22 protein-coding genes are annotated in these 24,511 nt (G+C 49.0%); 20 read left to right on the forward strand and 2 right to left on the reverse strand.

The window, feature by feature from the left end; all coding sequences use genetic code 11:
* Nucleotides 1-68: 68 nt before the first annotated feature.
* Nucleotides 69-1,358, reverse strand: a complete 1,290-nt coding sequence (locus tag MUG84_RS02340) for an MFS transporter (RefSeq protein WP_244719095.1) — start codon at nucleotides 1,356-1,358, stop codon at nucleotides 69-71.
* Nucleotides 1,359-1,643: 285 nt separating this feature from the next.
* On the opposite strand from MUG84_RS02340, the gene rplS reads away from it, so the two are divergent.
* The 9 genes from rplS (at nucleotide 1,644) to MUG84_RS02385 (ending at nucleotide 9,756) form a co-directional block, all read left to right on the forward strand.
* Nucleotides 1,644-1,988 carry a 50S ribosomal protein L19 gene (rplS, locus tag MUG84_RS02345; RefSeq protein ID WP_127599436.1) on the forward strand — a complete coding sequence of 115 codons (345 nt, stop codon included), beginning with the start codon at nucleotides 1,644-1,646 and terminating at the stop codon, nucleotides 1,986-1,988.
* A 150-nt stretch (nucleotides 1,989-2,138) separates the two neighbouring features.
* Nucleotides 2,139-2,759 carry a signal peptidase I gene (lepB, locus tag MUG84_RS02350; protein WP_244719098.1) on the forward strand — a complete coding sequence of 207 codons (621 nt, stop codon included), beginning with the start codon at nucleotides 2,139-2,141 and terminating at the stop codon, nucleotides 2,757-2,759.
* A gap of 52 nt (nucleotides 2,760-2,811) precedes the next feature.
* A complete protein-coding gene (gene ylqF, locus MUG84_RS02355; protein WP_244719101.1) occupies nucleotides 2,812-3,678 on the forward strand; it encodes a ribosome biogenesis GTPase YlqF in 867 nt (288 codons plus the stop codon).
* Between the two features lie 324 nt (nucleotides 3,679-4,002).
* Nucleotides 4,003-5,172, forward strand: coding sequence for a polysaccharide deacetylase family protein (locus MUG84_RS02360; RefSeq protein ID WP_244719104.1), 1,170 nt, complete (start codon nucleotides 4,003-4,005; stop codon nucleotides 5,170-5,172).
* A gap of 110 nt (nucleotides 5,173-5,282) precedes the next feature.
* Nucleotides 5,283-5,903 carry a ribonuclease HII gene (locus MUG84_RS02365; RefSeq protein WP_244719107.1) on the forward strand — a complete coding sequence of 207 codons (621 nt, stop codon included), beginning with the start codon at nucleotides 5,283-5,285 and terminating at the stop codon, nucleotides 5,901-5,903.
* Between the two features lie 78 nt (nucleotides 5,904-5,981).
* On the forward strand, nucleotides 5,982-7,949 hold the full coding sequence (locus MUG84_RS02370) for a hypothetical protein (protein ID WP_244719111.1): 1,968 nt from the start codon (nucleotides 5,982-5,984) through the stop codon (nucleotides 7,947-7,949).
* Nucleotides 7,946-8,251, forward strand: coding sequence for an EscU/YscU/HrcU family type III secretion system export apparatus switch protein (locus MUG84_RS02375; RefSeq protein ID WP_244719114.1), 306 nt, complete (start codon nucleotides 7,946-7,948; stop codon nucleotides 8,249-8,251). Before MUG84_RS02370 ends, MUG84_RS02375 begins: the two co-directional genes overlap by 4 nt.
* A complete protein-coding gene (locus MUG84_RS02380; RefSeq protein WP_244719117.1) occupies nucleotides 8,245-8,631 on the forward strand; it encodes a YraN family protein in 387 nt (128 codons plus the stop codon). Before MUG84_RS02375 ends, MUG84_RS02380 begins: the two co-directional genes overlap by 7 nt.
* A 516-nt stretch (nucleotides 8,632-9,147) precedes the next feature.
* On the forward strand, nucleotides 9,148-9,756 hold the full coding sequence (locus tag MUG84_RS02385) for a hypothetical protein (RefSeq protein WP_244719120.1): 609 nt from the start codon (nucleotides 9,148-9,150) through the stop codon (nucleotides 9,754-9,756).
* A gap of 104 nt (nucleotides 9,757-9,860) precedes the next feature.
* Here MUG84_RS02385 and MUG84_RS02390 read toward each other — a convergent pair whose 3' ends face one another.
* Nucleotides 9,861-11,450: a YifB family Mg chelatase-like AAA ATPase gene (locus tag MUG84_RS02390; protein ID WP_244719123.1), complete on the reverse strand. Its 1,590-nt coding sequence runs from the start codon at nucleotides 11,448-11,450 to the stop codon at nucleotides 9,861-9,863.
* Nucleotides 11,451-12,001: 551 nt separating this feature from the next.
* Between MUG84_RS02390 and sucC the strand changes: the two genes are divergently transcribed.
* From sucC to fliF, 11 genes are all read left to right on the forward strand, one after another.
* Nucleotides 12,002-13,162 (forward strand): ADP-forming succinate--CoA ligase subunit beta, encoded by a 1,161-nt coding sequence (gene sucC / locus MUG84_RS02395; protein ID WP_244719126.1) that lies wholly within the window; start codon nucleotides 12,002-12,004, stop codon nucleotides 13,160-13,162.
* A gap of 257 nt (nucleotides 13,163-13,419) precedes the next feature.
* On the forward strand, nucleotides 13,420-14,349 hold the full coding sequence (gene sucD / locus MUG84_RS02400; RefSeq protein WP_244719127.1) for a succinate--CoA ligase subunit alpha: 930 nt from the start codon (nucleotides 13,420-13,422) through the stop codon (nucleotides 14,347-14,349).
* A gap of 112 nt (nucleotides 14,350-14,461) precedes the next feature.
* A complete protein-coding gene (dprA, locus tag MUG84_RS02405) occupies nucleotides 14,462-15,580 on the forward strand; it encodes a DNA-processing protein DprA (protein ID WP_244719128.1) in 1,119 nt (372 codons plus the stop codon).
* A 47-nt stretch (nucleotides 15,581-15,627) separates the two neighbouring features.
* A complete protein-coding gene (gene topA, locus MUG84_RS02410; RefSeq protein WP_244719129.1) occupies nucleotides 15,628-17,730 on the forward strand; it encodes a type I DNA topoisomerase in 2,103 nt (700 codons plus the stop codon).
* Nucleotides 17,731-17,764: 34 nt separating this feature from the next.
* Nucleotides 17,765-19,111 (forward strand): FADH(2)-oxidizing methylenetetrahydrofolate--tRNA-(uracil(54)-C(5))-methyltransferase TrmFO, encoded by a 1,347-nt coding sequence (gene trmFO / locus MUG84_RS02415; protein ID WP_244719130.1) that lies wholly within the window; start codon nucleotides 17,765-17,767, stop codon nucleotides 19,109-19,111.
* A 14-nt stretch (nucleotides 19,112-19,125) separates the two neighbouring features.
* On the forward strand, nucleotides 19,126-19,668 hold the full coding sequence (hslV, locus tag MUG84_RS02420) for an ATP-dependent protease subunit HslV (protein WP_244719131.1): 543 nt from the start codon (nucleotides 19,126-19,128) through the stop codon (nucleotides 19,666-19,668).
* A gap of 16 nt (nucleotides 19,669-19,684) precedes the next feature.
* Entirely contained in the window at nucleotides 19,685-21,088 is a 1,404-nt protein-coding gene (gene hslU / locus MUG84_RS02425) for an ATP-dependent protease ATPase subunit HslU (protein WP_244719132.1), read from the forward strand.
* A gap of 581 nt (nucleotides 21,089-21,669) precedes the next feature.
* Entirely contained in the window at nucleotides 21,670-22,077 is a 408-nt protein-coding gene (gene flgB, locus MUG84_RS02430; RefSeq protein WP_244719133.1) for a flagellar basal body rod protein FlgB, read from the forward strand.
* 6 nt (nucleotides 22,078-22,083) lie between these two features.
* Nucleotides 22,084-22,536 (forward strand): flagellar basal body rod protein FlgC, encoded by a 453-nt coding sequence (flgC, locus tag MUG84_RS02435; protein ID WP_244719134.1) that lies wholly within the window; start codon nucleotides 22,084-22,086, stop codon nucleotides 22,534-22,536.
* Nucleotides 22,537-22,578: 42 nt separating this feature from the next.
* Complete coding sequence (gene fliE, locus MUG84_RS02440; protein ID WP_244719135.1) at nucleotides 22,579-22,887, forward strand: flagellar hook-basal body complex protein FliE; 309 nt, start codon at nucleotides 22,579-22,581, stop codon at nucleotides 22,885-22,887.
* A 38-nt stretch (nucleotides 22,888-22,925) separates the two neighbouring features.
* Entirely contained in the window at nucleotides 22,926-24,509 is a 1,584-nt protein-coding gene (gene fliF, locus MUG84_RS02445; RefSeq protein WP_244719137.1) for a flagellar basal-body MS-ring/collar protein FliF, read from the forward strand.
* Nucleotides 24,510-24,511: the final 2 nt, after the last annotated feature.

Below are 24,511 nucleotides of genomic sequence, written 5' to 3' on the forward strand. Positions count from 1 at the left end.
TACACTAATAAGTCTATTATAAAGCCCTAAGGGATAAAGCACAAAATTATGTTTCATTCAAACCCCAATTATACACTCATAAAGCTTTTTTGCGACAAGAGTACAAGCCCAGGAATTATCATTAATAGTCCGAAGACCAAGAACACCATATTCGTGCTCATCCAAGTGCCTGCAAAGCCGGCGATCACGCCGCCAAGAGGGATGGTACAGGTGCTGACCATACTGGACAAAGCTCCGATGCGGCCGAGCATATCGCGTGGCGTTACCTCCATCATGTAGGTTGATACCGGGGTGTTGACAAAAGAAATGGCAAATCCCATTCCGAAGCAGAACACGGTTGCCGTATAAAGCGGATACAGGGAAAACAAGGACGGAACGTACAACAGGCTGTAGGTGACCCCGAGCAGCAGTAAGCCGAACACAATCAAAGAACTTTTTTTATAACGTGCCCCCTTTTGGCTGATCCAAATACCGCTGATAATCATGCCGACCGTTAGACTGATTCCAAGCAAGCTGAGCCCGAACGGACCGGAATGAAGAATCTCTTTGACATATACAGGTTCAAGGACGTTATATGGGGCAAGGCACAGATTGACGAACGCCGCAGCAAACATGGTGAGCAGGATGAGCCGCTCTTTTTTCACGAACTGCAGGCCAGAGAGAAATTCCTTCCAGTAGGTGGCTTTCTCAGCTTTTGCATCAGTCTCGGATGTCCTGGATTCGGAAACGGCTGGTTTATCCTCGTGGTTCAGGCGCATAAACAGAAACAAGATGGCAGCGATGATAAATGTAGCCGCGTCTATAATCATTGAACCGGAGACGCCGACAAGCGCGATCAGTCCGCCTGCTGCAGCGAGTCCGCCAAGCTCTGCGGTCCGGGCAACGGAGGAAGTAATGGAGTTTCCTGTCAACAGCAGCTCTTTCGGCAGGAGACGAGGGACTAGAGACATCTCTGCAGGTGTGGAAAAACATTCAAACGATGAATTAATAAATGTGAATATGAATAAATGCCAAGGCTGCAGGTATCCTGTAAAATAGAGCAGTGCTGTTAACATCACGATAATGCCGCGGCCTGAATTGGCGAGAATGATGATTTTTTTCTTGGACCATCGGTCCACCAAAACGCCGGTAAACAGACTGAAGGCAATGCCAGGAATGAAATTAAGCGCGAACAGCGTGCCCATCAGCACTTCCGATCCCGTCAGAACATACACCATCCAGCTGTAAGCGATCGAATCAACGGAATCTCCAAAGCGGGATATGATTTTGGCCGCCATCATGATTAGATAAGACTTATGTGCGCTTAATGCACGGATACCCTGCCGCGGCTGGGTTTGAACCAGAACCGTTTCACTCATCAGAGACAACTCCATTCAATATTTATTAACGTTAAAATAATTTTAATGATAAATTTATTTTATTTATATTTGGATAAATTGCAATAGGTTTTCCGGAAAGTCATTAAAAAAATTTTGACGTTGGGTTGATGAAGCTTGTTCAGTTTCTAGTTGCAAATCATAAAGCAGATGTGCTACAATTAACGCTGTTGTGTGGAATACGGTGGTCCGCTGCGGATGATGAGGGAGAACAATGGGTTTCTCCGGAAGAGGCAAGAACACCTGTACGGAAGGAGGGAGTCCTAGATGAATATCCTACAAGCGATCACTCAAGAACAGCTTCGTAAAGATATCCCAAGTTTTCGTCCTGGCGACACTTTGAAAGTGCACGTTAAGGTTATCGAGGGATCTCGCGAGCGTATCCAGTTGTTCGAAGGTGTTGTAATTAAACGTCGCGGTGGCGGAATCAGTGAGACTTTTACAGTTCGTAAAATTTCTTACGGTGTTGGTGTGGAAAGAACTTTCCCAATCAACTCGCCAAAGATCGAGAAAATCGAAGTGGCTCGCCGTGGTAAAGTACGTCGTGCGAAGCTTTATTATCTTCGTGAACTTCGCGGTAAAGCAGCTAGAATTAAAGAAATTCGCCGTTAATAAACGGACAACGTTGAAGGGCTTGATTTCAAGCCCTTTTCGTTTTAGGATAAAAAATGTTACGGCTCCGTATAGGAGCCTTTCTTTTCGGTAAAATATGAAAATGTCGTGTAATCTCATGCAAATGATGCGAGGAGAGGACGGTGAAGTATGGAGCAGGATATTCAGAATGATGGGATGGAGCTAATAGAGCAGGATCAAAAACCACCCAAAAAAGCGAAAAGTGAAGTTGTGGAATGGCTTAAAGCGATTATGATTGCTCTGATTCTGGTGGCTCTCATTCGCTGGCTTCTCTTTAAACCGTTTATCGTGGACGGACCTTCGATGCAGCCTAATTTCCATACGGGAGAGCGGCTTATCGTCAATGAAATTGTGTATGACATCCGGCCTCCACAACGTGGAGAAGTCATCGTGTTCCATGTTCCTTCCGAAGGGAAGGATTTCATTAAGCGGGTCATCGCTGTTGCGGGCGATACGGTCAAGGTGGAAGGCGACACGGTAACGGTGAACGGCAAGCCAATCGATGAACCCTACATAAAGGACGCGATTGAACAGAGTCATAAAAATGGCCAACTGTATAATGACAAGGATTTTCCGAACATCGCATTCCCTGATGATAAAGTGCCGGAAGGCCATGTATTTGTCATGGGGGATAACCGCTCCGACAGTACAGACAGCCGGATGATCGGATATGTGCCGCTTAGCGACATCGTAGGGCGCGCAGATTTGATATTCTGGCCTGTCAAGGATATAGAAATGATAAATCATTAAACAATCCACCGATGAAAGCGGCTGGTTGTAGGCAAAAAATGAGGTGATGACGGTGACGATTCAATGGTTTCCTGGTCATATGACAAGAGCGCGCCGCCAAATACAGGAAAAGCTGAAGCTGATTGACGTGGTTATCGAGCTGATCGATGCCCGTCTTCCGCTTTCCAGCCGCAATCCGATGATTGACGAAATATTGCAGGGCAAGCCGCGGCTGATCATTATGAACAAAGCGGATCTTGCGGATCCTACGGTCACGAAGCAGTGGCAGGAATATTTCAAGGAGCAGGGTCATACGGCTTTCCCGGTGGACGCTTCGACTGGCACAGGAGTGAAAGATATTCCGGGCCAGCTAAAGCTTTTGCTGAAAGAGAAAATTGACCGGCAAATCGCCAAAGGCATGAATCCAAGAGCGATCCGCGCGCTGATTGTAGGGATACCGAATGTCGGCAAGTCCACGCTGATCAACCGACTGGCCGGACGAAGTATCGCAGCAACGGGCGACCGTCCGGGCGTGACCAAAGGGCAGCAGTGGATTAAGGTAGGCGGCGAGATCGAGCTCCTGGATACACCGGGTATCCTATGGCCCAAATTCGAAGATCAGAATGTGGGCTACAAGCTGGCTGTGACGGGCGCGATTAAGGAAGAGATTCTGAATGCAGAGGATATCGCCTTTTTCGCGGTGAAATACTTGGTCAGATATTACTGGGGCGCATTCAGAGAGCGATTTGAGCTGGAAGAAAGCACCCCGCATAATCCGGATGAAAGCGACGAGATTGTGGCGATCATGGAAGCGGTGGGACGCAAACGGGGATGTCTTGTCAGTGGGGGAAGGGTTGATCTTGAAAAGGCCTCCCGTACTTTGCTGAGAGAGCTTCGTGCTGGCAAAATGGGACGTTTCTCTATGGAGTCCCCGTATTAATCGACTATAGTGAAGACCCGCATTCAAGATTCAAAACTGCATTAAATACGATTATAGAATGGTGCAGCTTCGCTGAGATTTATACATTCTATAGTCTTAAGAAAGCCGCCGAAAGGCGGCTTTTTTGCTGCTGCTGGCATATGTTGTCAGTATGGGAGAAAATGGATGTTAGCTGTATGATTATATGGTAATCTTAAATGTAAATAAGTTAGTCTCTTTTTCGAACTCTTCATGATTCATGCTGCGAAGCTCAGACAGTTTGTCTCAGCTGAGTTCGTTCTACGCAGCCCACTGGATTCAATTTATTGAAAAGGGGAGAAGAGCTTGAAGCGGAAATGGCTGATAACAACGGGGGTAGGGATCTTGTTGGCGGCAGTGGTAAGCGGGGTATTAATCAAGGGATTGACGCCCGGCGCAAATTCTTCCAAACAGCCGACCGATGTGAACAAGCGGTTCCCTATTCAGCCGTTAGGTCATGAAAGTCCTCCTCATAATGCCGCAAAAAATGGGAAAACAGGGGGAGGAGCGGGAAAAGGTTCCGCAAATTCAGGATTGGTGCTGCAAAAAGAAAGCACGTCACTTCAGGATACTTCTTTTCAAAATGAAAATCCAGACAGGATCTTCTATCGTAACAAAGTCATCACACTGATGTATCATGAGGTTACACCGGTTCAGGAAAATAAGAAAAGTTTGAAAAAGGCCAAGTTCGAGCAGCAGCTGGAACTAATGAAAGACAATGGATTTCAGTGGATTACGATGAACCAGTATGTCGATTTCGTTCTGCATGCCAAGCCAGTACCCCCAAATGCGGTGCTGATGACGTTTGATGACGGCTATGAATCCTTTTATGATGAAGTTTATCCGCTTCTGCTCCGGTATCATGTGCCGGCCACAAATTTCCTGATCGTAAATACGATCGATAATCCTAAACATAGCGGCATTTCCAAGCTAAGCTGGGAACAAATTCAGACAATGCATCAGCATGGTGTGGACTTTTACAGTCATTCCTACGATTCTCATTTTTATGCTCCTCTCGATGCGGAAGGTAAACGCTCGAAGGCGACTCTAAGGGGACCGATTTATCTGCAGAGTCTGGGCCGCAAAGAAACGAATGAGGAATACCTGGCGCGCGTGCGCAGCGACCTGGAAGAAGCTAATTCCATTCTCCGTGATAAGCTGGGCAACACCATGAACGTTATCGCCTTTCCTTATGGTGTTTTCTCTCCGGCTTTGCTCCGGGTATGCAAAGAGCTGGATACACCGGTTTCTTTCACGGTGCTTCCCGGCATCAATACACCTGGAAGCCTGAACGGTTACCGGGTGAATGCAGGCGGTGTGGATAATGATCCGGAAGCGTTGATCGCGCTGATGAAAGAAGGTGCTATCCCGACAGGGAAAAAGCAAAGCACTGGCAAATCGGGTTCAGGAGGGGTAATCGTAATACCGAAGCCGTTCCCGTTAGTAATAAACACAACACGCATCAGGGCTGATTAGCAGAAACTACTGGAAAAGCCATGCAGCAGTGCCCCGGATCAAGTATAATGTTCTGAGCAGGAAACACGGACTGGGAGAGAAGGGGTCCGGGGAGAGCAAGGGGGAACAACATGACAGATTTACTAATGCACGAAAAAGAAGGCTGGGCTCAATCTTATCAATATATTGCAGGCATCGATGAAGTAGGGCGGGGATGCTTATTCGGGGATGTGGTCGCCGCCGCCGTCATTCTTCCCGTTGGCTTGGTGCTGGAAGGCGTGGACGATTCCAAAAAGCTAAGCGAAAAGAAACGCGAAGCGCTGTACGATCAGATTATGGAGCAGGCCGTCGCCATTTCCGTTGGCTATGTGGGCGCCGAGACGATCGACCGGATTAATATCAAGCAGGCGGCAAGACTGGCGATGAAAAAGGCGGTTCAGGGACTGCCGGTAGCGGCTGATTATCTTCTTGTTGATGCGGAGAAGGTGGACGTCGAGCTTCCACAGCTGTCCATCATCAAGGGGGATGCGACCAGCCAGAGCATTGCCGCTGCTTCCATCATTGCTAAGGTAACGCGGGACAGGCTTTGCAAAGGGGAATGGGAAGCGAGGTATCCCGAATACGGCATTGCGATACATAAAGGCTATGCAACCAAATTGCACCGGGAGCAGATTCTTGCACTGGGGCCTACTCCGATGCATCGCAGAAGCTTTCTGAAGAATCTGGAAGTCGTTCAGGAAACCCTCTTCTAAGGCATTTATTCACTGTCGCAAGGCAGGTGCCGATAAAAAGAAAAAAGGGAATCGTACGATTGAAGGAGGAAGAGAGACGTGAATATTGGATCGTTGATCCGCGGTTTGATGGGTGAGACCAAGGCGGGGGATGCGAAACAGCTGGAAATGAAGACCGGCCAGGTGGTTAGAGGTGTGGTGCTCAGCGTCTCGGAGGACGGTCAGGAGGCAGTGGTGCAGATTCAAGGAGTTAAGGTGAAGGCAGCCCTTGAGTCACCAATGCAGGCGGGGCAGGCAACGCTGCTGCAGGTACAGCCGCCCGCAGCAAATGGGATGATGGTCCTGAAACCGCTCGCGGAGTCGCCATATACGGAGCTGCCATCCCAATCCATGGCGGATGTGCTGGATGCTCTGGGGCTTGCAGATACGGATGAAAACCGGACGATGATTCAGGCCATGAAGTCCGGAGGAGTGCCGCTTACGAAAGAGAATGCGGAACTATTCAGCCGGCTCTTGCAACAAAAGCCGGCGTCGGTACCGACCGAACAATGGGTGGAGTCTGCAGCGATCGCTTTGCAGCGCGGATTGCCAATCACGGCGGAAAGCGTACGCGGTCTGCAACAGGCCGTTTTCGGACCGCTTCTGCATGAGCTGCTGGCTGTACTGGATGAACAGCTGGAATCAGCGCAGTCAGTGGCTGGACAGGCCAAACCTGCAGGGACGGGTGAAGCAGGGGCAGCCAACAAGGCTTCTGCGAACGGTACTGCTTCAAATACTACACAGACTCAAACACAGGTGAATCCGCCGCAGGAGGCCGCCGCTAAGGGAGCGGCAACGTCTTCTCAGGCAGGAAGCGGTGTAGGTGCTTTACTAGAGGGGGCAGCCAGCGATAATGGGCTGCAGCCGCTGATGGCGAAGCTGCAGCAGGTACTGCAGCAGCTTCGAACCGTGCCGCTGACCGGCGCAGCTGTTCCTGCGCAGCAGGGAGGCACAGAGGCGGCCGGCTCCGCTCCGGCCGCAGGTGTCGCACCGCCGCAAGAGCAGGCGGTGCAGGCAAGCTCTGGCCGCCTAGCGGGGCCAGAGCCCTTGCCGCCCCAAACCCCCGGCGCAGAGCCGTGGGTGGGGCGGCTCTTGAAGCTGCTCGGTGCAGAGCACGAGCAGCAGGGCCTGCGCGGGGCCAGCACGCCCGCGCAAGCGCCTGAGGCCGCGGCGGGGAACGCGCGGCCTTCTCAGGCTGCACCGGCCATGGGCCAGGGTGCAGCGACGCAGGCAGCGGGCCAGGCGGAGCCCGCTGCCCCGGGCGGCGGCATGCCTAGCGCCGCCGCAGGCGCTGCGCGGCAGCCCGCGGCTTCGCCAGCGGGTGGGGCGGGCCCGCAGCAGCCTGCCGCTGAAAGCGCGGCCGGGCATGGGCAGCAGGCCCGCACGCTACAGGCTGCCGGCGTACAAGCGGCAGCCTCCTCCATCCCGGCTGCAGAGATTGCCGGGATACGTACGGAGCATGCCTTGCAGGGCACCGGCCCTCAGGATACGCTCAAAGGCATTCTGCTGCAGCTCGTAAACCATGAGGAGGCGCCGCAAGCGTTGAAAGAAGCGGCGCAGCAGCTGATTTCCCATCTGACGGGTCAGCAGCTGCTGCTCAATACTGACCGGACGGCGCCATTTGCCCAAGTCACTTTGTTTCTGCCTCTCAACGGGCCAGATGGACAGGAAACCGCATCCATACAAATTCAATCCCGGCGTGGTCCAAAAGGCGAGTTGGATGCTTCCAACTGCCGATTATGGTTTGACCTACACATGAAACATTTGGGGCAAACGCTGGTGGATGTGCAGGTCGTTGACCGGATCGTCAGCTTGAAGGTTCATAACGATTCGGATTGGGCCGGAGAGCTGATGACCAGCCATCGTGAAGAAATATCCGGCGCGATGGAGTCACTTGGCTATCAGCTGCTGTCGATGAAGGCAGAGCCGATGCCGGTGAGAGCAGAGGATCCGAAGCAGCCTCATACAGGTGCTACGGTGAATGATTATGTACCCCAGAGTTATAAAGGGGTGGATTTCAAGGTATGAGTGATAAACCTCAGGAGCCGACACTCTTAATGAAAAAGGCGGTTGCCCTTAAATATGCACCCGGTGAAACGGATGCGCCTGTGGTGGCCGCCAAAGGCCGGGGCAGAATAGCCGAGGCCATTCTTGATAAGGCCAAAGAACACGGAGTGCCCGTTCAGGAAGACGCCGCACTGGTGGAAGTCTTGTCCAAACTGGATCTGGATCAGCAGATTCCGCCTGAGCTGTACCAGCTTGTAGCGGAGGTACTGAGCTACGTTTACCGGGCAGACCGGTTGGCACGAGAAAGGGAAAACGAATGGTAGCACGGATGAACAGGCAAAAGGATAACCGCCGTGAGAAGGGGGCGGCAGCGGAACAAGCTGCCTGCCGCTACCTGGCTTCCCGGGGGTATACCATTATAGAGAGGAACTGGCGCTGCCGCAGTGGTGAGCTCGATATCGTAGCCGAGCTGGGACGAATGGTGGTTATCGTTGAGGTACGCAGCCGGAGTGTCGGTACGCGTTTTGGAACTGCAGCGGAATCGGTCGATTTCCGCAAAATTCGTCAGGTCAGAAACACGGCTCTTACCTATCTTCATTATAAACAGCTGGAAGAAAGGGAGCTCAGATTCGATGTTATGGCAATCGAGCTGGATGTAGACATGAATATAGCTTCTCTTCAGCATATCGAAGGTGCTTTTTAGTATACATAAGCTGTATTCCTCACAGCGGGAGCCTTCACAACAGTCTTGATGGCCCCGGCAAAGATTTGGGAATTTTAAAGGTGATTCAATATGTAAATTTAAAGAAGAAGTAAATTGCTTTTGAGGCTTAAAACGAAAAGATCCTGAAATACAGATGCCGTTCACCTTCAGTCCATGAAGGGGACGGCGTTTTCTGCTTCTTCAATCATGTCTAGATCATATTATTGACAGCGGATGACGAAGCTTATGATGATATAGACTGTCTTCCAGCCCTGCTTACATCGAAAAAATATAAAAATTTCGCAACGTGAACACATATGTCAGATGGGGTTCGATCGCTGCCTGCATCGCACTTGTAATAGGGCTTTCCATTTATAAAATTCCCCATGAGCCGCAGCCTGCTTCCCTGCAAATATCGCAGCAGTCTCCGGCCTCACAGGAATTCGGAAATTTTTTAATTACAACGGATATCGTTATGCATTCGTAGGCGATGGCGCTCAGTTTAAATTCACAGGAGTGGAGCCTGTAAAATCGCTTGGAACATTAGACATTGATATCAACCAAGAAAGCGACGAGAAGAACGATGAGGATAATTATGTTGAAAAGGATTATGCCACGACTTTTGCCGTAGATGGAATGCTTTATGAAATCCCGACTTATCCATCCCATTTCCGCATTGCGGTTAAATATGAGCAAAATTATTATCTGGCAGAAATCGTGGGGAAGGTAAACGGCTCTGCGATAACTGCAAAGGAATATCTGGATATGTCTAACCTGAAGGAGCATACGAAGGACATCGATATTCTTAATCATGTGGGGAATGATGAGCTTAAGAAAGTTACAGATCATGCTTCTATGGAGTCCATCATTGAGGGACTGTACAGCGCAAAAACGGCTGAATTAACGAACAAAGAATATGAAGCTATTGCAGAGGCCCAATCTCTTGGGAAATCGTATCAGCTGAAGTTCAATCTCAAGGACGGGACCCATATGGCTATGTATATCATTCCCGAATTAAAAGTCGTGTCTATGGGGGATGCTTATTATCAATTGCCCGATACTTTCTTTGATCAAACTGGCGATGTTTTTTCAGGTCTGAAACAAGAAGCGCTGCCGCTCTACTAAGTAAATGGCCCGAAGCTGAGCATTGCCGGAGAACACGAGTTCATATTCCATGACCAGTTGGATCAACATGTTGATCCAACTGGTTTTTTCAAGATGATTTCTTTTCAAGCGAACGTTTCAACCTGAGGCCTGTCGAGATTCCGGTACTGAATAGCCTCTGCAACATGAACGGATTTGATTTCTTCGCATCCCTCCAGATCGGCGATGGTTCGTGCAAGCTTCAAAATGCGGTCATATGCGCGCATGCTGAGACCTAGCGCCTCAATAGTCTGATGGAGCATGTGGGAGGTTTCTGCGTCCAGCTTGGTGAAGCGACGAAGCGCGCTGCCTGACAGCTCGCTGTTCCAGCCGATGTGATGCAGATGATGATAACGTCGTAATTGTCTTTCATGAGCATCGAGCACCTGGGCACGCATATCTGCAGAGGATAGGCTGAACTTCTCCCGCATCCATTCCTTCGGCCGCGGGACGTCAACCTGTAGATCGATCCGGTCGAGCAGCGGACCAGAGATTTTGGATCGGTACTGTGCGATCCGCGATAGGCTGCAGGTGCACTGATGTCCCGGATGATCGCTTCCGAGATATCCGCACGGACAAGGATTTAAGGATGCGGCCAGCATAAATCTGGCCGGGAAGGTATGCACGGCTCTTGCTCTACTGATGGTGACGGCCTTGTCCTCAAGCGGCTGCCTCAGTACTTCAAGCACCTGACGGTTGAATTCCGGGAGCTCGTCCAGAAACAGGATGCCGCGGTGGGCCAGGCTGACCTCGCCCGGCTTGGGAATCGTTCCGCCTCCGATCAGCCCTCCAGAAGATATTGTATGATGGGGCGCCCGGAAAGGCCGGGTTCGCAGCAGTCCCGCTGCAGGCTCCTTCAGCTTGCCTGCGGCGCTGAAAATTTTAGTGGTCTCCAAAGCCTCCTGCTCCGTCATAGGCGGGAGGATGGTAGGGAGGCGCTTAATCAGCATGGTTTTCCCGGTTCCCGGAGGTCCCATGAGCATGATATTATGCATGCCTGCCGCAGCGATCGTTAATGCACGCTTGACATGCTGCTGCCCCAGTACATCAGCGTAATCCTCAGTTGGGAGGCCTTCTTGTGCTTTTTCATAAGAAGGGGTTCGCAGCAGTCCGGCGAAGGATGATATGCTCAGGGGGCTGTTTTTTTCCTTGGCAGCAAGTCCTGCCTCATGCTGGCCGAGAGCAAACAGCTCTTTCAAATGTTCGATTGCATAAATATTCATATTCTCGATCAGGGCAGCTTCCGCCGCGTTCTCCTTCGGCAGCAGGACGGCCGTAAAGCCCTCGCGCTTGGCGCGGTCGACCATTGACAGAACGCCAGTAACGGGGCGCAGGCTTCCATCCAGGGCCATTTCGCCGATTAGAAGCAGCTTTTCTTCTGGCGGCAGGATCAGCTGTCCGCTAGTGCACAAAATACCAAGGGCGATGGCCAGATCGAAGGCGGAGCCCTCTTTTCTCAGATCCGCTGGTGCCAAATTAATGGTAGTCCGCTGTAAAGGGAATGCAAACCCACAGTTTTTAATCCCTGCCCGGACGCGTTCGACCGCTTCCCGGATCGCCGAATCTGGAAGACCGATAATCGAAGTTTGGGGAAGGCCGTTTGAAATATCGACCTCGACCTCAATCAACACGCCGTCAATTCCGTATAAACATGCGCTGTACATTTTGCCGTACATACGATAAAAAGCACCCTTTCTCACAGAATCAAGTTTGGCAGCAGCATGCTGCACTTCTTTTCCAGTAGAAAAAAGGTGCTTCCTTATTTTCATGTTTTTCAAGTATTGATTTTGACCACATTGTATGTTTGTGCACGATAAATGTCAAGGAGGCAATTCAATTGTGTACAGAAAGTTTGTGGATATTCAATATTTTTCGAACATTGTGATCATATTAGCGAATGAATGTGCCGGAATCTTTGCAAAATGAGGTATGCCTGAACGGGAATGAGTTTAACCGGCTGCTAGAAGAATTCAAGGACCTGCTGGAACGGGTTCACCAAATTAACGTGCAGAGGGATGGCAAATCCAGTTGGTTTGACGACATAATTGCTAATAAATTCCAAGCATTCTCTCAAACGGATGAAATCGATATCAAAAAGCTGTCGATATTAGTCCAGTTTATTAAGGTAAGCGTTTTAAAAACATGGTACAATAGCTTGGGTTTATATTATTTTCCAAGAGATGATAACCCGCCTTGTAGCAGTCATGTTGATAGGAGGATTCCGTAAATGAATATCCATGAATATCAAGGAAAACAGGTATTGAAGCAGTATGGAGTAGCCGTTCCGAACGGAAAGGTCGCTTATACGGTGGAAGAAGCTGTAGAAGCCGCAAAATCGCTGGGCAGCCAGGTTACGGTTGTTAAAGCACAAATCCATGCAGGCGGACGCGGCAAAGCAGGCGGCGTTAAGGTTGCTAAAAACCTTGATGAAGTACGCGCATATGCCGAAGAAATCCTGGGTAAAGTGCTTGTCACACATCAAACCGGTCCGGAAGGCAAAGAAGTGAAACGCCTCCTGATCGAAGAGGGCTGCGATATTCGCAAAGAATATTATGTAGGCGTTGTTGTCGACCGTGCTACCGGCCGCGTCGTCATGATGGGTTCGGAAGAAGGCGGTACGGAAATTGAGGAAGTGGCTGCGGCGACTCCTGAGAAAATTTTCAAAGAAGTTGTTGATCCGGCAGTAGGATTGCAGGTTTTCCAAGCCCGCAGACTTGCTTTCGATATCAACATTCCTAAAGAACTGGTAAATAAGGCTGTTCAGTTTATGATGGCCCTTTATACAGCTTTTGTGGACAAAGACTGTTCGATCGCTGAGATCAACCCTCTGGTTATAACAGGTGACGGAAATGTTATGGCGCTGGATGCCAAGCTTAATTTTGACTCTAATGCACTGTTCCGTCATAAGGACATTCAGGAGCTGCGCGATCTGGACGAAGAGAACGAGAAGGAAATCGAAGCATCCAAATACGACCTGAGCTACATCGCTCTCGATGGAAACATCGGCTGTATGGTTAACGGCGCAGGCCTGGCTATGGCTACGATGGACATTATCAAATACTACGGTGGCGACCCAGCCAACTTCCTCGATGTAGGGGGCGGTGCGACGACTGAGAAAGTCACCGAAGCGTTCAAAATCATTCTCTCCGACGAGCAGGTAAAAGGCATTTTCGTCAATATTTTTGGCGGCATCATGCGCTGCGACGTTATCGCTGAGGGTGTTGTTGAAGCAGCGAAGCAGCTTGGCCTGACCCGGCCGCTGGTTGTGCGTCTGGAAGGAACCAACGTGGATCTCGGTAAGAAGATTCTGGCTGAATCCGGCCTGAACATCGTTCCTGCTGATTCCATGGCCGATGGTGCACAAAAAATTGTCTCGCTCGTAAAATAGGTACCTTTAAGAGGTTGTTCAAAAATTCCGCTTTTGATCACGAAGTGAATCAGGAAGCGGATTCGGCATCGAATCTTGAATTCAGCCGGGCCTAAGCTGATGCTTACGAAGTGTGTTTCCTCCGAAACATTTAGGTGCTCACGTACCCAATCGTACGCTCCGCTCCTGAAGTCCCTATCTTCATTCAACCTTCTTGGTGCTGAAAACCGATCTTTTTGAACATTCACTTTAATAAGAACAGGGGATGTGAACGAATCGTGAGTATTTTGGTTGATAAAAATACAAAAGTGATTACCCAGGGCATCACCGGGAAAACCGCCCTTTTCCATGCAAAAGGCGCCCTTGATTACGGAACGCAAATGGTGGGAGGTACTTCCCCGGGCAAAGGCGGCACAACTGTAGATATTGAGCTTGAGAACGGAAGCTCCGTAAGCCTGCCTGTTTTCAATACTGTGGCAGAAGCTAAAAAAGCTACAGGAGCAACGGCAAGTGTTATTTACGTTCCACCGGCATTTGCTGCTGACTCGATCATGGAAGCTGTAGAAGCTGAGATGGAACTTGTCATCTGTATCACAGAAGGCATTCCGGTGCTTGATATGGTTAAAGTGGCTCGTTACATGGAAGGCAAAAAGACCGTATTGATCGGACCAAACTGCCCAGGTGTTATTACACCAGGCGAATGCAAAATCGGCATCATGCCAGGATACATTCATACTCCAGGACATGTTGGCGTTGTATCCCGAAGCGGAACGCTCACTTATGAAGCCGTTCACCAGCTGACAACCCGTGGTATTGGTCAATCCACTGCGGTAGGCATCGGCGGTGACCCTGTTAAAGGAACGGAATTCATCGACGTTCTGAAGCGCTTCAATGAGGATCCTAATACTTACGCGGCGATCATGATCGGTGAAATCGGCGGTACAGCGGAAGAAGAAGCTGCTGAATGGATCCGTGATAACATGACTAAGCCGGTTGTCGGCTTTATCGGCGGCGTAACCGCTCCTCCGGGAAAACGTATGGGCCATGCAGGCGCTATCATTTCCGGCGGCAAAGGTACTGCCAAAGAAAAAATCGCGAAGATGGAAGAATGCGGCATTAAAGTTGCTCCAACGCCTTCCGAAATGGGCTCTACGCTGGTCAGCGTTCTTGAAGAACGCGGCTTGCTAGACAAATGCTTGACACATTAATCCGTTTTCGGGTTATTATAGCTACAAAGGTAAGCAACCTTTTATTTCCTTTACCCGGGAATAAGAGGTTGCTTTTTTGTGTTTTATCAAATACGGCCAAGAGGTGATCAGAATGGATATTCGCTGGCTGCTTGTTGCATTGCATGAGACCACAGGTATAGGTAGAAAAAGCATTACCCGTCTTATGGCGGAAGGACTCCTGAAGGAGGAAATGATGGACTTTGGCTGCAGAGAGTGGGAAGAATTGGGCTTTAATGTCGAAATATCGGAACGTCTAGCGCAAAATTTGTCCAAACCCGCTATTTTAATGAAGAAAGAGGAAAAAGAACATGATCCGCTGGTTCAGACATTGACGCTATTGGACAGCAGTTATCCTGCGATGCTAAGAGAAAGTCCAGATCCACCACTGGTGCTGTATGCAAAAGGGAACACCGGTCTATTCAACCAGCCGGCTATAGCGATGGTAGGGACTAGAATCCCGACAGCCTATGGTAAGAAAATGGGCGGAGAACTCGCACAGGGGTTATGTTCAGGAGGATTAACCATTGTAAGCGGATTAGCCAGAGGAATCGACAGCATTTGTCACGAGGCTGCGTTATCATGCGAAGGAGGAACCATCGCGGTCATGGCTACGGGTATGGATGTCATTTATCCTCCCGAGAATAGAGCTTTGTATGTCAGAATGGTGAAAGAAGGCCTGATCATAACGGAATACCCGTCTGGCACCAAGGCCCACCCGGGTCTGTTTCCACAGCGAAACCGCATTATAGCAGGCCTATCGCTGGGTACGCTGGTCGTTGAAGCAGATGAACGAAGCGGATCGCTCATCACCGCGGATGCGGCGCTGGATGCCGGGCGGGATGTGTTCGCCGTGCCAGGTCCGGTGACTTCGCCGAAAAGTCGGGGAGCTCTTAATTTGATCCGCCAAGGAGCCAAAATGGTATGCGCGGCCGCAGACATTTTGGAGGAATATGATTCATGGTTGCCAAAGGGGCTTAAGAATACATACAATAGGGAACGTCAGGTAGATGAGAACACTGTAAACGAGGAAGGTCAATTGACAACGGATGAGCTGCGACTATACCATATACTGGAGCAGGGACCGTTCACACTGGATGAGCTGCTGCAGCACAGCCGGTGGGATTTTGGACATTTGCATTCAGTTCTGTTATCTTTAATCATAAAAAAGCAGATTACCCAATTACCTGGTGCTATATATAAGACGATTTAAGAAGAAATGTTTTAAGCTTTTGATTGTTGGAGGAGGAGGATGAACCGATGGCTGATTCACTGGTGATCGTGGAATCGCCCGCTAAGGCGAAGACGATCGGCAAGTATTTGGGCAGCAAATATATCGTAAAGGCTTCCATGGGCCATGTTCGCGATTTGCCAAAGAGCCAAATCGGGGTTGAAGTAGAAAATGAGTTCAATCCGAAGTATATTACGATCCGCGGAAAAGGTTCCGTGTTAAAGGAACTTAAGGATGCAAGCAAAAAAGTAAAAAAGGTCTATCTCGCAGCTGACCCCGATCGCGAGGGGGAGGCGATAGCCTGGCATTTGGCACACGCCCTGGAGCTGGATAACACTGAAAGCTGCCGGGTTGTGTTTAACGAAATTACGAAACAAGCGGTGAAGGATGCCTTCAAAACGCCGCGCAAAATCAATATGGACCTGGTGAATGCCCAGCAGGCGAGGCGTATATTAGACCGTCTGGTAGGGTACAAGATCAGCCCATTATTATGGAAGAAAGTCAAAAAGGGACTATCGGCAGGTCGCGTTCAATCGGTTGCCGTCAAGATCATTATTGACCGCGAGAACGAAATTGACGCTTTTATTCCTGAAGAATACTGGTCCATTACAGTCAAGCTTGCTAAGGGAAGCTCTGTCTTTGAGGCGAAATTCTATCAGCTTGATGGCCAGAAAAAGGATCTTTCCAAGGAAGCGGATGTGGAAGAAGTCCTTAAAGCGATCAAAGGAGCGACCTTTAAGGTTGCAGAAGTGAAGGAAAAGGAACGCCAGCGGCATCCGTCGCCGCCGTTTACGACCAGCTCCCTGCAGCAGGAAGCCGCGCGAAAGCTGAACTTCCGTGCCGCGAAAACGATGTCTGTCGCACAGCAACTGTATGAAGGCGTTGAGCTTGGCAAGGAAGGTACCGTCGGTCTGATCACTTATATGCGTACCGACTCCACGAGAATTGCTGCTTCCGCACAGGAAGAAGCGAAGGAGTACATTAACGGGAAGTACGGCAGCTCATTTGTACCGGAAAGTCCGCGCGAGTACTCGAAAAAAGCGGCAAATGCCCAGGATGCGCATGAAGCGATCCGTCCAACCTCGGTGCTGCGTGATCCGGAGTCTGTCAAATCTTTTATGAGCCGCGACCAGCTCAGACTATATAAGCTGATCTGGGAACGTTTTGTAGCGAGTCAGATGGCTTCGGCTCTCCTGGATACGCTGTCCGTGGATATTGCCGCTGGAACCGCTGTTTTCCGCGCAACAGGTTCGAAAGTACGTTTTCCCGGCTTTATGAAAGTGTATGTCGAAGGTAATGACGACGGCACGACAGAAGAGGAAAAGTTCTTGCCTGCTCTGACTCCGGGAGACAAGCTGAAGAAGGAAGAGATTGATCCGAAGCAGCATTTCACACAGCCGCCTCCGCGCTATACCGAGGCTCGTCTGGTGCGTACGATGGAGGAGCTGGGCATAGGCCGCCCAAGTACGTATGCTCCGACGCTGGAAACCATTCAAAAGCGTGGTTATGTAGCCATTGAGGAAAAGAAATTTGTTCCTACGGAGCTTGGCGAGCTTATCATTGAGCAGATGGAGCAGTTTTTCCCGGAAATTCTGGATGCGGAGTTTACCGCCCACATGGAGGAAGATCTTGACCATGTAGAAGAGGGCTCTGAGGACTGGGTTAAGGTTCTGAAGGAATTTTATGAATCCTTTGAGAAGCGTCTTGAAGTTGCCGAAGAGGAAATGAAAGAAATTGAGATTGAAGACGAGGTTTCGGATGAAATCTGCGAGAAATGCGGGAAACCATTGGTCTATAAACTTGGCCGGTTCGGCAAGTTTCTGGCTTGCTCTGGTTTTCCGGACTGTCGGAATACGAAGCCGATCGTCAAAGATATTGGCGTTACTTGTCCAAAGTGTAAGGAAGGTCATGTGGTGGAGCGTCGGAGCAAAAAGGGACGGATTTTTTACGGATGCGACCGTTATCCGGAGTGTGATTTCGTTTCCTGGGACCGCCCTTCAAACAAGCCTTGCCCGAAATGCAGCTCGTGGACGGTGGAGAAGCGGAATAAGCAGGGAGCGAAGCTCCAGTGCACATCCTGCGACTTTGTAGAGGAAATTGAAGAGAGCGAAGAAAACGAAGAGAATGTATAACAGCATGTTGCATGAAGCGTAGGAGGTAATGATTTTGACTGAAGTAAAACAGGTAACCGTGATCGGCGCCGGTCTGGCAGGCAGCGAGGCTGCCTGGCAGATCGCAAGCCGCGGCGTGCCCGTGAAATTATATGAAATGCGTCCTGTTGTAAAAACACCTGCACATCACACGGACAAGTTTGCCGAATTGGTGTGCACGAACTCGCTAAGAGCGAACGGTTTGACCAATGCTGTCGGAGTGCTTAAAGAAGAAATGCGGATGCTGAACTCCATTATTTTGGGATCGGCAGACAAAAATGCAGTTCCTGCAGGAGGTGCCTTGGCTGTAGACCGCGACGGATTTTCCGGCGATATTACAGATATTCTCCACAACCATCCGCTCATTGAGGTCGTAAATGAAGAAATTCAGCATATACCTGAAGATGGGATTGTTGTTATTGCTACAGGTCCTCTGACTTCGCCCTCACTCTCCGCAGAGATCAAAGCGCTGATGGGAGAGGAATATTTCTATTTCTATGACGCAGCGGCACCGATTGTAGAGAAAGATTCCATCGATATGAGCAAGGTGTATCTGGCTTCCCGTTATGACAAGGGCGAGGCTGCATATTTGAACTGTCCGATGAATGAAGAAGAGTTTAATGCATTTTACGATGCTCTGATTTCCGCCGAAGTCGCACAGCTGAAGGAATTTGAAAAAGAGGTCTATTTTGAAGGCTGTATGCCGATTGAAGTGATGATGAAACGTGGCAAGCAGACCGCTCTTTTCGGCCCGATGAAGCCGGTAGGTTTGGTAAACCCTCACACAGGAACGCTTCCGTATGCCGTTGTGCAGCTTCGTCAGGATAATGCGGCCGGAACGCTTTACAACCTTGTTGGCTTCCAAACGCACCTGAAATGGGGCGAGCAGAAGCGCGTATTCTCCATGATTCCAGGTCTTGAAAATGCCGAATACGTCCGCTTTGGTGTTATGCACCGCAATACATTTATCAATTCGCCGCGGCTGCTCAAACCTACATACCAGCTCAAAACGAATGAGAACCTGTTCTTTGCCGGTCAAATGACAGGAGTGGAAGGTTATGTAGAATCGGCAGCATCGGGGCTAATTGCGGGGATTAACGCTGCGAGAAAAGCTAAGGGTGAGGAGCTTGTGGTTCTTCCTGAGATGAGTACGATCGGAAGCATGGCTCACTATGTCACGAACGCCGATCCGGCGCATTTTCAGCCGATGAATGCAAACTTTGGTTTGCTGCCGGGGCTGGAAAAGAAAATCCGCAACAAAAAAGAGAAAAACGAGGCGCTCGCGGGCCGCGCATTGGCCAGCATTGCCGAATTCGTTAAAGTATACGGTGTATCTAGAGCAGAAGCAGGTAGTATAGAGTAGGAGGCTTGACGGAAATGGAGATGTCATTTCACGCAACTACGATTTGCGCCGTACGCCACAATGGAAAAGCAGCCATCGCCGGCGACGGCCAGGTGACGTTCGGTCAAAATATGATCATGAAGCAGACCGCGAAAAAGGTGCGCCGGCTATACAGAGGCCAAGTCGTAGCCGGATTTGCCGGTTCTGTGGCGGATGCCATCACATTGTTTGAAAAGTTCGAAGGCAAGCTGGAGGAGCATCATGGCAATTTGCAGCGTGCAGCGGTAGAACTGGCCAAGGATTGGAGATCGGACCGCGTCCTGCGCAAGCTGGAGGCTCTGATGATCGTCATGGACAAAAGCGGAATGCTGCTAATCTCAGGCGGCGGGGAAATCATTGAGCCAGATGATGATGTGCTCGCGATTGGATCTGGAGGCAGCTTTGCCTTGTCGGCAGCACGGGCGCTCAAGCGTCATGCACAGGATCTTGAAGCGAAGGATATCGCGCGCGAAGCCCTAAAAGTCGCTTCCGAAATTTGCGTATACACGAACGGAAATATCATCGTGGAAGAGCTGTAAAGGTAGGGGGATGTATATGGATAACCAGAACTTGACTCCGAGACAGATTGTTGCCGAGTTGGATAAATATATCGTTGGCCAGAAACAGGCGAAGAAATCGGTAGCCGTTGCTCTTCGTAACCGATACCGCCGTAATCTCTTGTCTGATGACGACCGCGATGAAATTGTACCTAAAAATATTCTCATGATTGGTCCTACCGGTGTGGGCAAGACCGAAATTGCCAGACGTCTGGCGAAACTGGTAAACGCCCCATTCGTCAAAGTCGAGGCGACCAAATTCACGGAAGTCGGCTATGTCGGCCGGGATGTGGAATCGATGGTACGCGATTTGATCGAAACTGCCATCCGGATGGTCAAATCCGAACGTACGGAGAAGGTGAAGGACCGCGCAGAAGAACTTGCCAATGAGCGGATTGTTCACATTCTGGTTCCTCCGAGTGGTAAAAATAAGAATCAGCGCAACCCGTTTGAAATGATTTTCGGAGGCGGCAGCAACGATCATCAGGAACCTGAAGAAGATAAGGAACAGGATAGCAACATTGTCGAACGTCGTCGGCAGGTCAAATTCAAGCTGCTCTCCGGCAGCATTGAGGATGACCTGATTGAGATCGACGTTGAGGATAATACACCGACCATGATGGATATGCTGGCTGGTCAAGGCAATGATCAAATGGGCATGAGCATGCAGGAAATGTTCGGAAGCCTTCTTCCGAAACGAACCAAAAAGCGCAAGCTGTCAATCAAGGAAGCACGCAAAGTGCTTACCCAGGAAGAAGCCAACAAGCTAATCGATATGGACGACGTGATTGCAGAGTCTGTAAACCGCGCTGAGCAGTCCGGCATTATCTTTATAGACGAGATCGACAAGGTGGCGAGCCAAGGCAAAGGAACAGGCCCTGACGTGTCCAGAGAGGGCGTTCAGAGGGATATCCTGCCAATTGTCGAAGGATCGACTGTCATGACCAAATACGGCCCTGTAAAGACGGATTTCATCCTGTTTATCGCGGCCGGTGCTTTTCATATCGCCAAGCCTTCAGATTTGATTCCGGAGCTTCAGGGGCGTTTCCCGATCCGTGTCGAATTGAACAGTCTTTCGCTGGATGATTTTGTGTCGATTTTGACGGAGCCTAAAAATGCGATTACGAAGCAGTACAAGGATCTTCTGAAAACAGAGAACATCGATATCAACTTTGCGCCGGAAGCGATCAGGGAAATCGCCAAGATTGCGGCTTCCGTTAACGACAATATGGAAAACATCGGAGCCCGCAGACTTCATACGATCCTGGAGAAGCTTCTTGAGGATCTCTCCTTTGAAGCCCCTGAGCTTACTCTGGAACAGATGACTATTACACCGGAATACGTGCGGGAGAAGCTTGCTGGAATTGCACAGGACCGTGATTTGAGCCAATATATCTTGTAATTGTCGAATCTACTGCAAATAACCCGATCAGAAGCCCTAGAGGCATTTATCTGATCGGTTTATTTTTTGATCCAGAAAGTATAACTTGTCGGGAAACGCATCCTGATAGCGCAAGAAAGACATCTGCTAAAAACGACCTCGCTTCTGTGAGAGTACGTAGATAGACGTTTTTCTTTCTAAAAGGCAGTAAAAAGGGATCATTTTGGGATGGTTACAGTTAATTCGACTTTTTTGCTTTCGCAAATCCGAAAAACCGGGACTATTTAGTTTTTATTTTGACGAAAAGAGGCGATGTGAAAGGAGGATATGAACCTCCAATCCCTTATCCCGAGCAGATTTAGGAATTTCTTAACATAAAATGAGAAAAAAGCCCTTCTTTCGACTAAAAGATAGGGCTTTTTTCTCATTGTAATATGGCCCAATCTTTAAGAAACTTAGGATATGCGACAAGTTAGTAAATTTTTCTACTTTAAGTCCTAGGAATATTGTTTATTTTGATTCCTTTTGTCGAAAAAAACAAATTTCAGAGCGACGGATATGATGAAGTCTTTATACATGATATGGAAAAGGGGGACAGCAAAATGGATTTGTTGAACAGCACCAGTTTTCAGCGTATGGAGGCTGGCCTGCAAGCGGCAAACATCAGGCAGAACGTCATTTCCAACAACATCGCGAATGCAGAAACACCTTACTTTAAACGGTCGGAAGTGTCATTTGAAAGTCTGCTTCAGCAGGAAATGAATGGAACAATGCCCGAGCTGCGGGGGAAGGTTACGGATTCCCGGCACTTTACCATAGGTCCTATAAGCTCCATAACTCAGCCGGTTGTTACGGTGGACCAATCCACAGCGATGAACAACAATCTTAATAATGTCGATATCGACAGTGAAATGGCCAATCTAGCAGCGAATCAAATTCAGTACAATTCTTACATCCAGCAAATCAACGAACAATTCAAAATGATGCGCGTAGCGGTCGAAGGGAGATAGGAATAAATGAATTTGAACAGCAGCTTTGGCATCAGTGCATCGGGTCTGACCGCGCAGCGACTTAGAATGGATGTTATTTCTTCTAATATCGCTAATGCGGAAACGACCAGAGCCTCTGTAGTCGACGGCAAAGCAGTACCATACCGCCGCAAGATGGTTGTATTATCACCAAATGAGTCGGATTTTGCGAATATGCTGCAGGCGCAAATGGGTGGGGAAGACAGCTCTGCGCGAGGCGTTAAGGTGACGGAGATTCAGGATGATTCAACTCCTTTTAAGCCTGTGTATAATCCGAATCATCCGGATGCGGATGCCGATGGTTATGTATATATGCCTAATGTGGACCTGACGAAAGAAATGGTGGATTTGATCTCCGCTTCGCATTCTTATAACGCGAATGTAACGGCATTAAACGCTTCTAAAGCAATGGTAATGAAAGCGTTGGAAATAGGTCGATAGTACCTTTTGTTAAAACCAAAATTATGTTAGGAGGGACGATTAATGATTCAGAACACCATGTTTCCTACACAAGCTGTACAACCGCTCAAAATGAAGGAAAGCAGTCAAAGCGATGCTACACCAGCTGAATCTCTTAACAAGTTTAGTTCATACCTGAAAGATGCCATCGACCAGGTCGCAGAGCAGGAAAATGCGTCCAAAGAGATGAACGATAAATTCACGCTCGGACAGGCGAACATTGACGAGGTTATGATTGCCTCGGAGAAAGCACTTTTGAGTCTACAATTAACGGCTCAGGTCCGAAACAAGGTCATTGAGGCCTATCAGGAAATCATGCGTACGCAAATATAATCGTAAATTGCTAAGATTCGGGTAGGGTGGGTGACGTTGTGAATGAAAGAATGGCCCAATATAAGGACAAGATTGTCCAATATTGGAATCAGTTCAGCAAAAAACAAAAAACATTATTTATAGCAACGCTGGCTTTAATCATCGTTGCTATTGTCGTGATGACCATGCAGCTTTCCAAAACGCAATACGAAGTCGCGTTCAAGGATTTGAACGCCAGCGACTCTGCAGGCATCATGAATTATCTGGACACCAACAACATTCCGTATAAGCTGGGTCCTGATGGTAAGACAATCTCTGTACCAAGTTCGCAAGCAGCACGCATTAAAGTGGATGTTGGTTCGCAAGGAATCATCCAGAACGGTTCGATCGGATTTCGAACATTTGACAATTCCTCGTCGATCGGGACTACGGACAGCGAGTTTAATGTCAAATACAACAATGCACTGAATGGTGAAGTCGAACAGTTGCTGATGCAGATGAATGGTATATCTAAAGCTAAGGTGCTTGTTACTTTACCAAAGGAAAGCGTATTTGCAGGAGCGGATGACCAAGAGAAAGGCAACGCATCTGTTGTTCTAACATTTAAGCCGGGATATCATCCAAATCAAGAGACCATCGATGGATATTTCAATCTAGTCAAAACGGCGGTACCGAATTTGCCAATTGAAAATATCACGATGATGGAAGGCGAAGGCGGCGCAGAATTATTGCCATCCGCACGTGGCGGACAAGGTAGCTTGAGCAGTTCCGTTGAAGAAAATTTTACATTGCAAAAGAAATTCGAAAATGAAGTTAAGCAAAATGTAAAGCAGTTTCTAAGCCAATTTATGGGGCCGAATAAAGTAGACGTGCTGGTCGCCTCCAAACTAAATTTCGACAAAGTTCAAAGTAAAGAAAACCTGGTAACGCCGGTAGATACCGAGAATATGAAGGGCATTGAAATCAGCGTACAGGAAATCTCGAAAAATTACACGGGTAAAGGTAATCCTAGCAGTGGAGTGGCAGGAACGGGACAAACCCAGGTACCTACCTATCCGAGTGCTTCATCAACGGGTGACGTAACATCCGAAGATTTGTCGAAAACAATCAATTATGAAGTGAACCGGATTACTAAAGATATTGTCTCCAGCCCATATTCTGTAAAAGATTTAACCATTAATGTGGCCGTTGAACCACCTAACGGACAAAAATCAGTAGATCAAGCGACATTAGATGCCATTCAAAATATTTTGGTGAATATCGTCAGAGCGTCTCTTTCAGATTCAGGTACTACATATACAGACGCTGAACTGGCGAAAAAAGTTGCGGTTTACTCACGACCATTTAATGGAGGAGATACTCAGACGAATGGTTTGAAACTTTCCAAAGGAGTTCTATGGGGCATTGGTCTCGCCGCGCTCGCCTTGCTCGCCGGAGGCGGTTACTTAATCTTCCGACGACGCAAACAGAGAGAAGAGCTGATGGAAGAAGATCTTCCGCTGCCGGCTCCGACAGAATTTCCATCCATTAATTTGGAGAGTGTGACGAATGAAAGTCAAGTACGCAAACAGCTCGAAACGCTGGCGAAGAAAAAGCCGGATGAATTTGTCAATCTGCTGCGTACATGGCTCGCTGACGAATAGAG

The sequence above is a fragment of the Paenibacillus mangrovi genome (genome assembly GCF_022898935.1).
Lineage (GTDB): Bacteria > Bacillota > Bacilli > Paenibacillales > Paenibacillaceae > Paenibacillus_AQ > Paenibacillus_AQ mangrovi.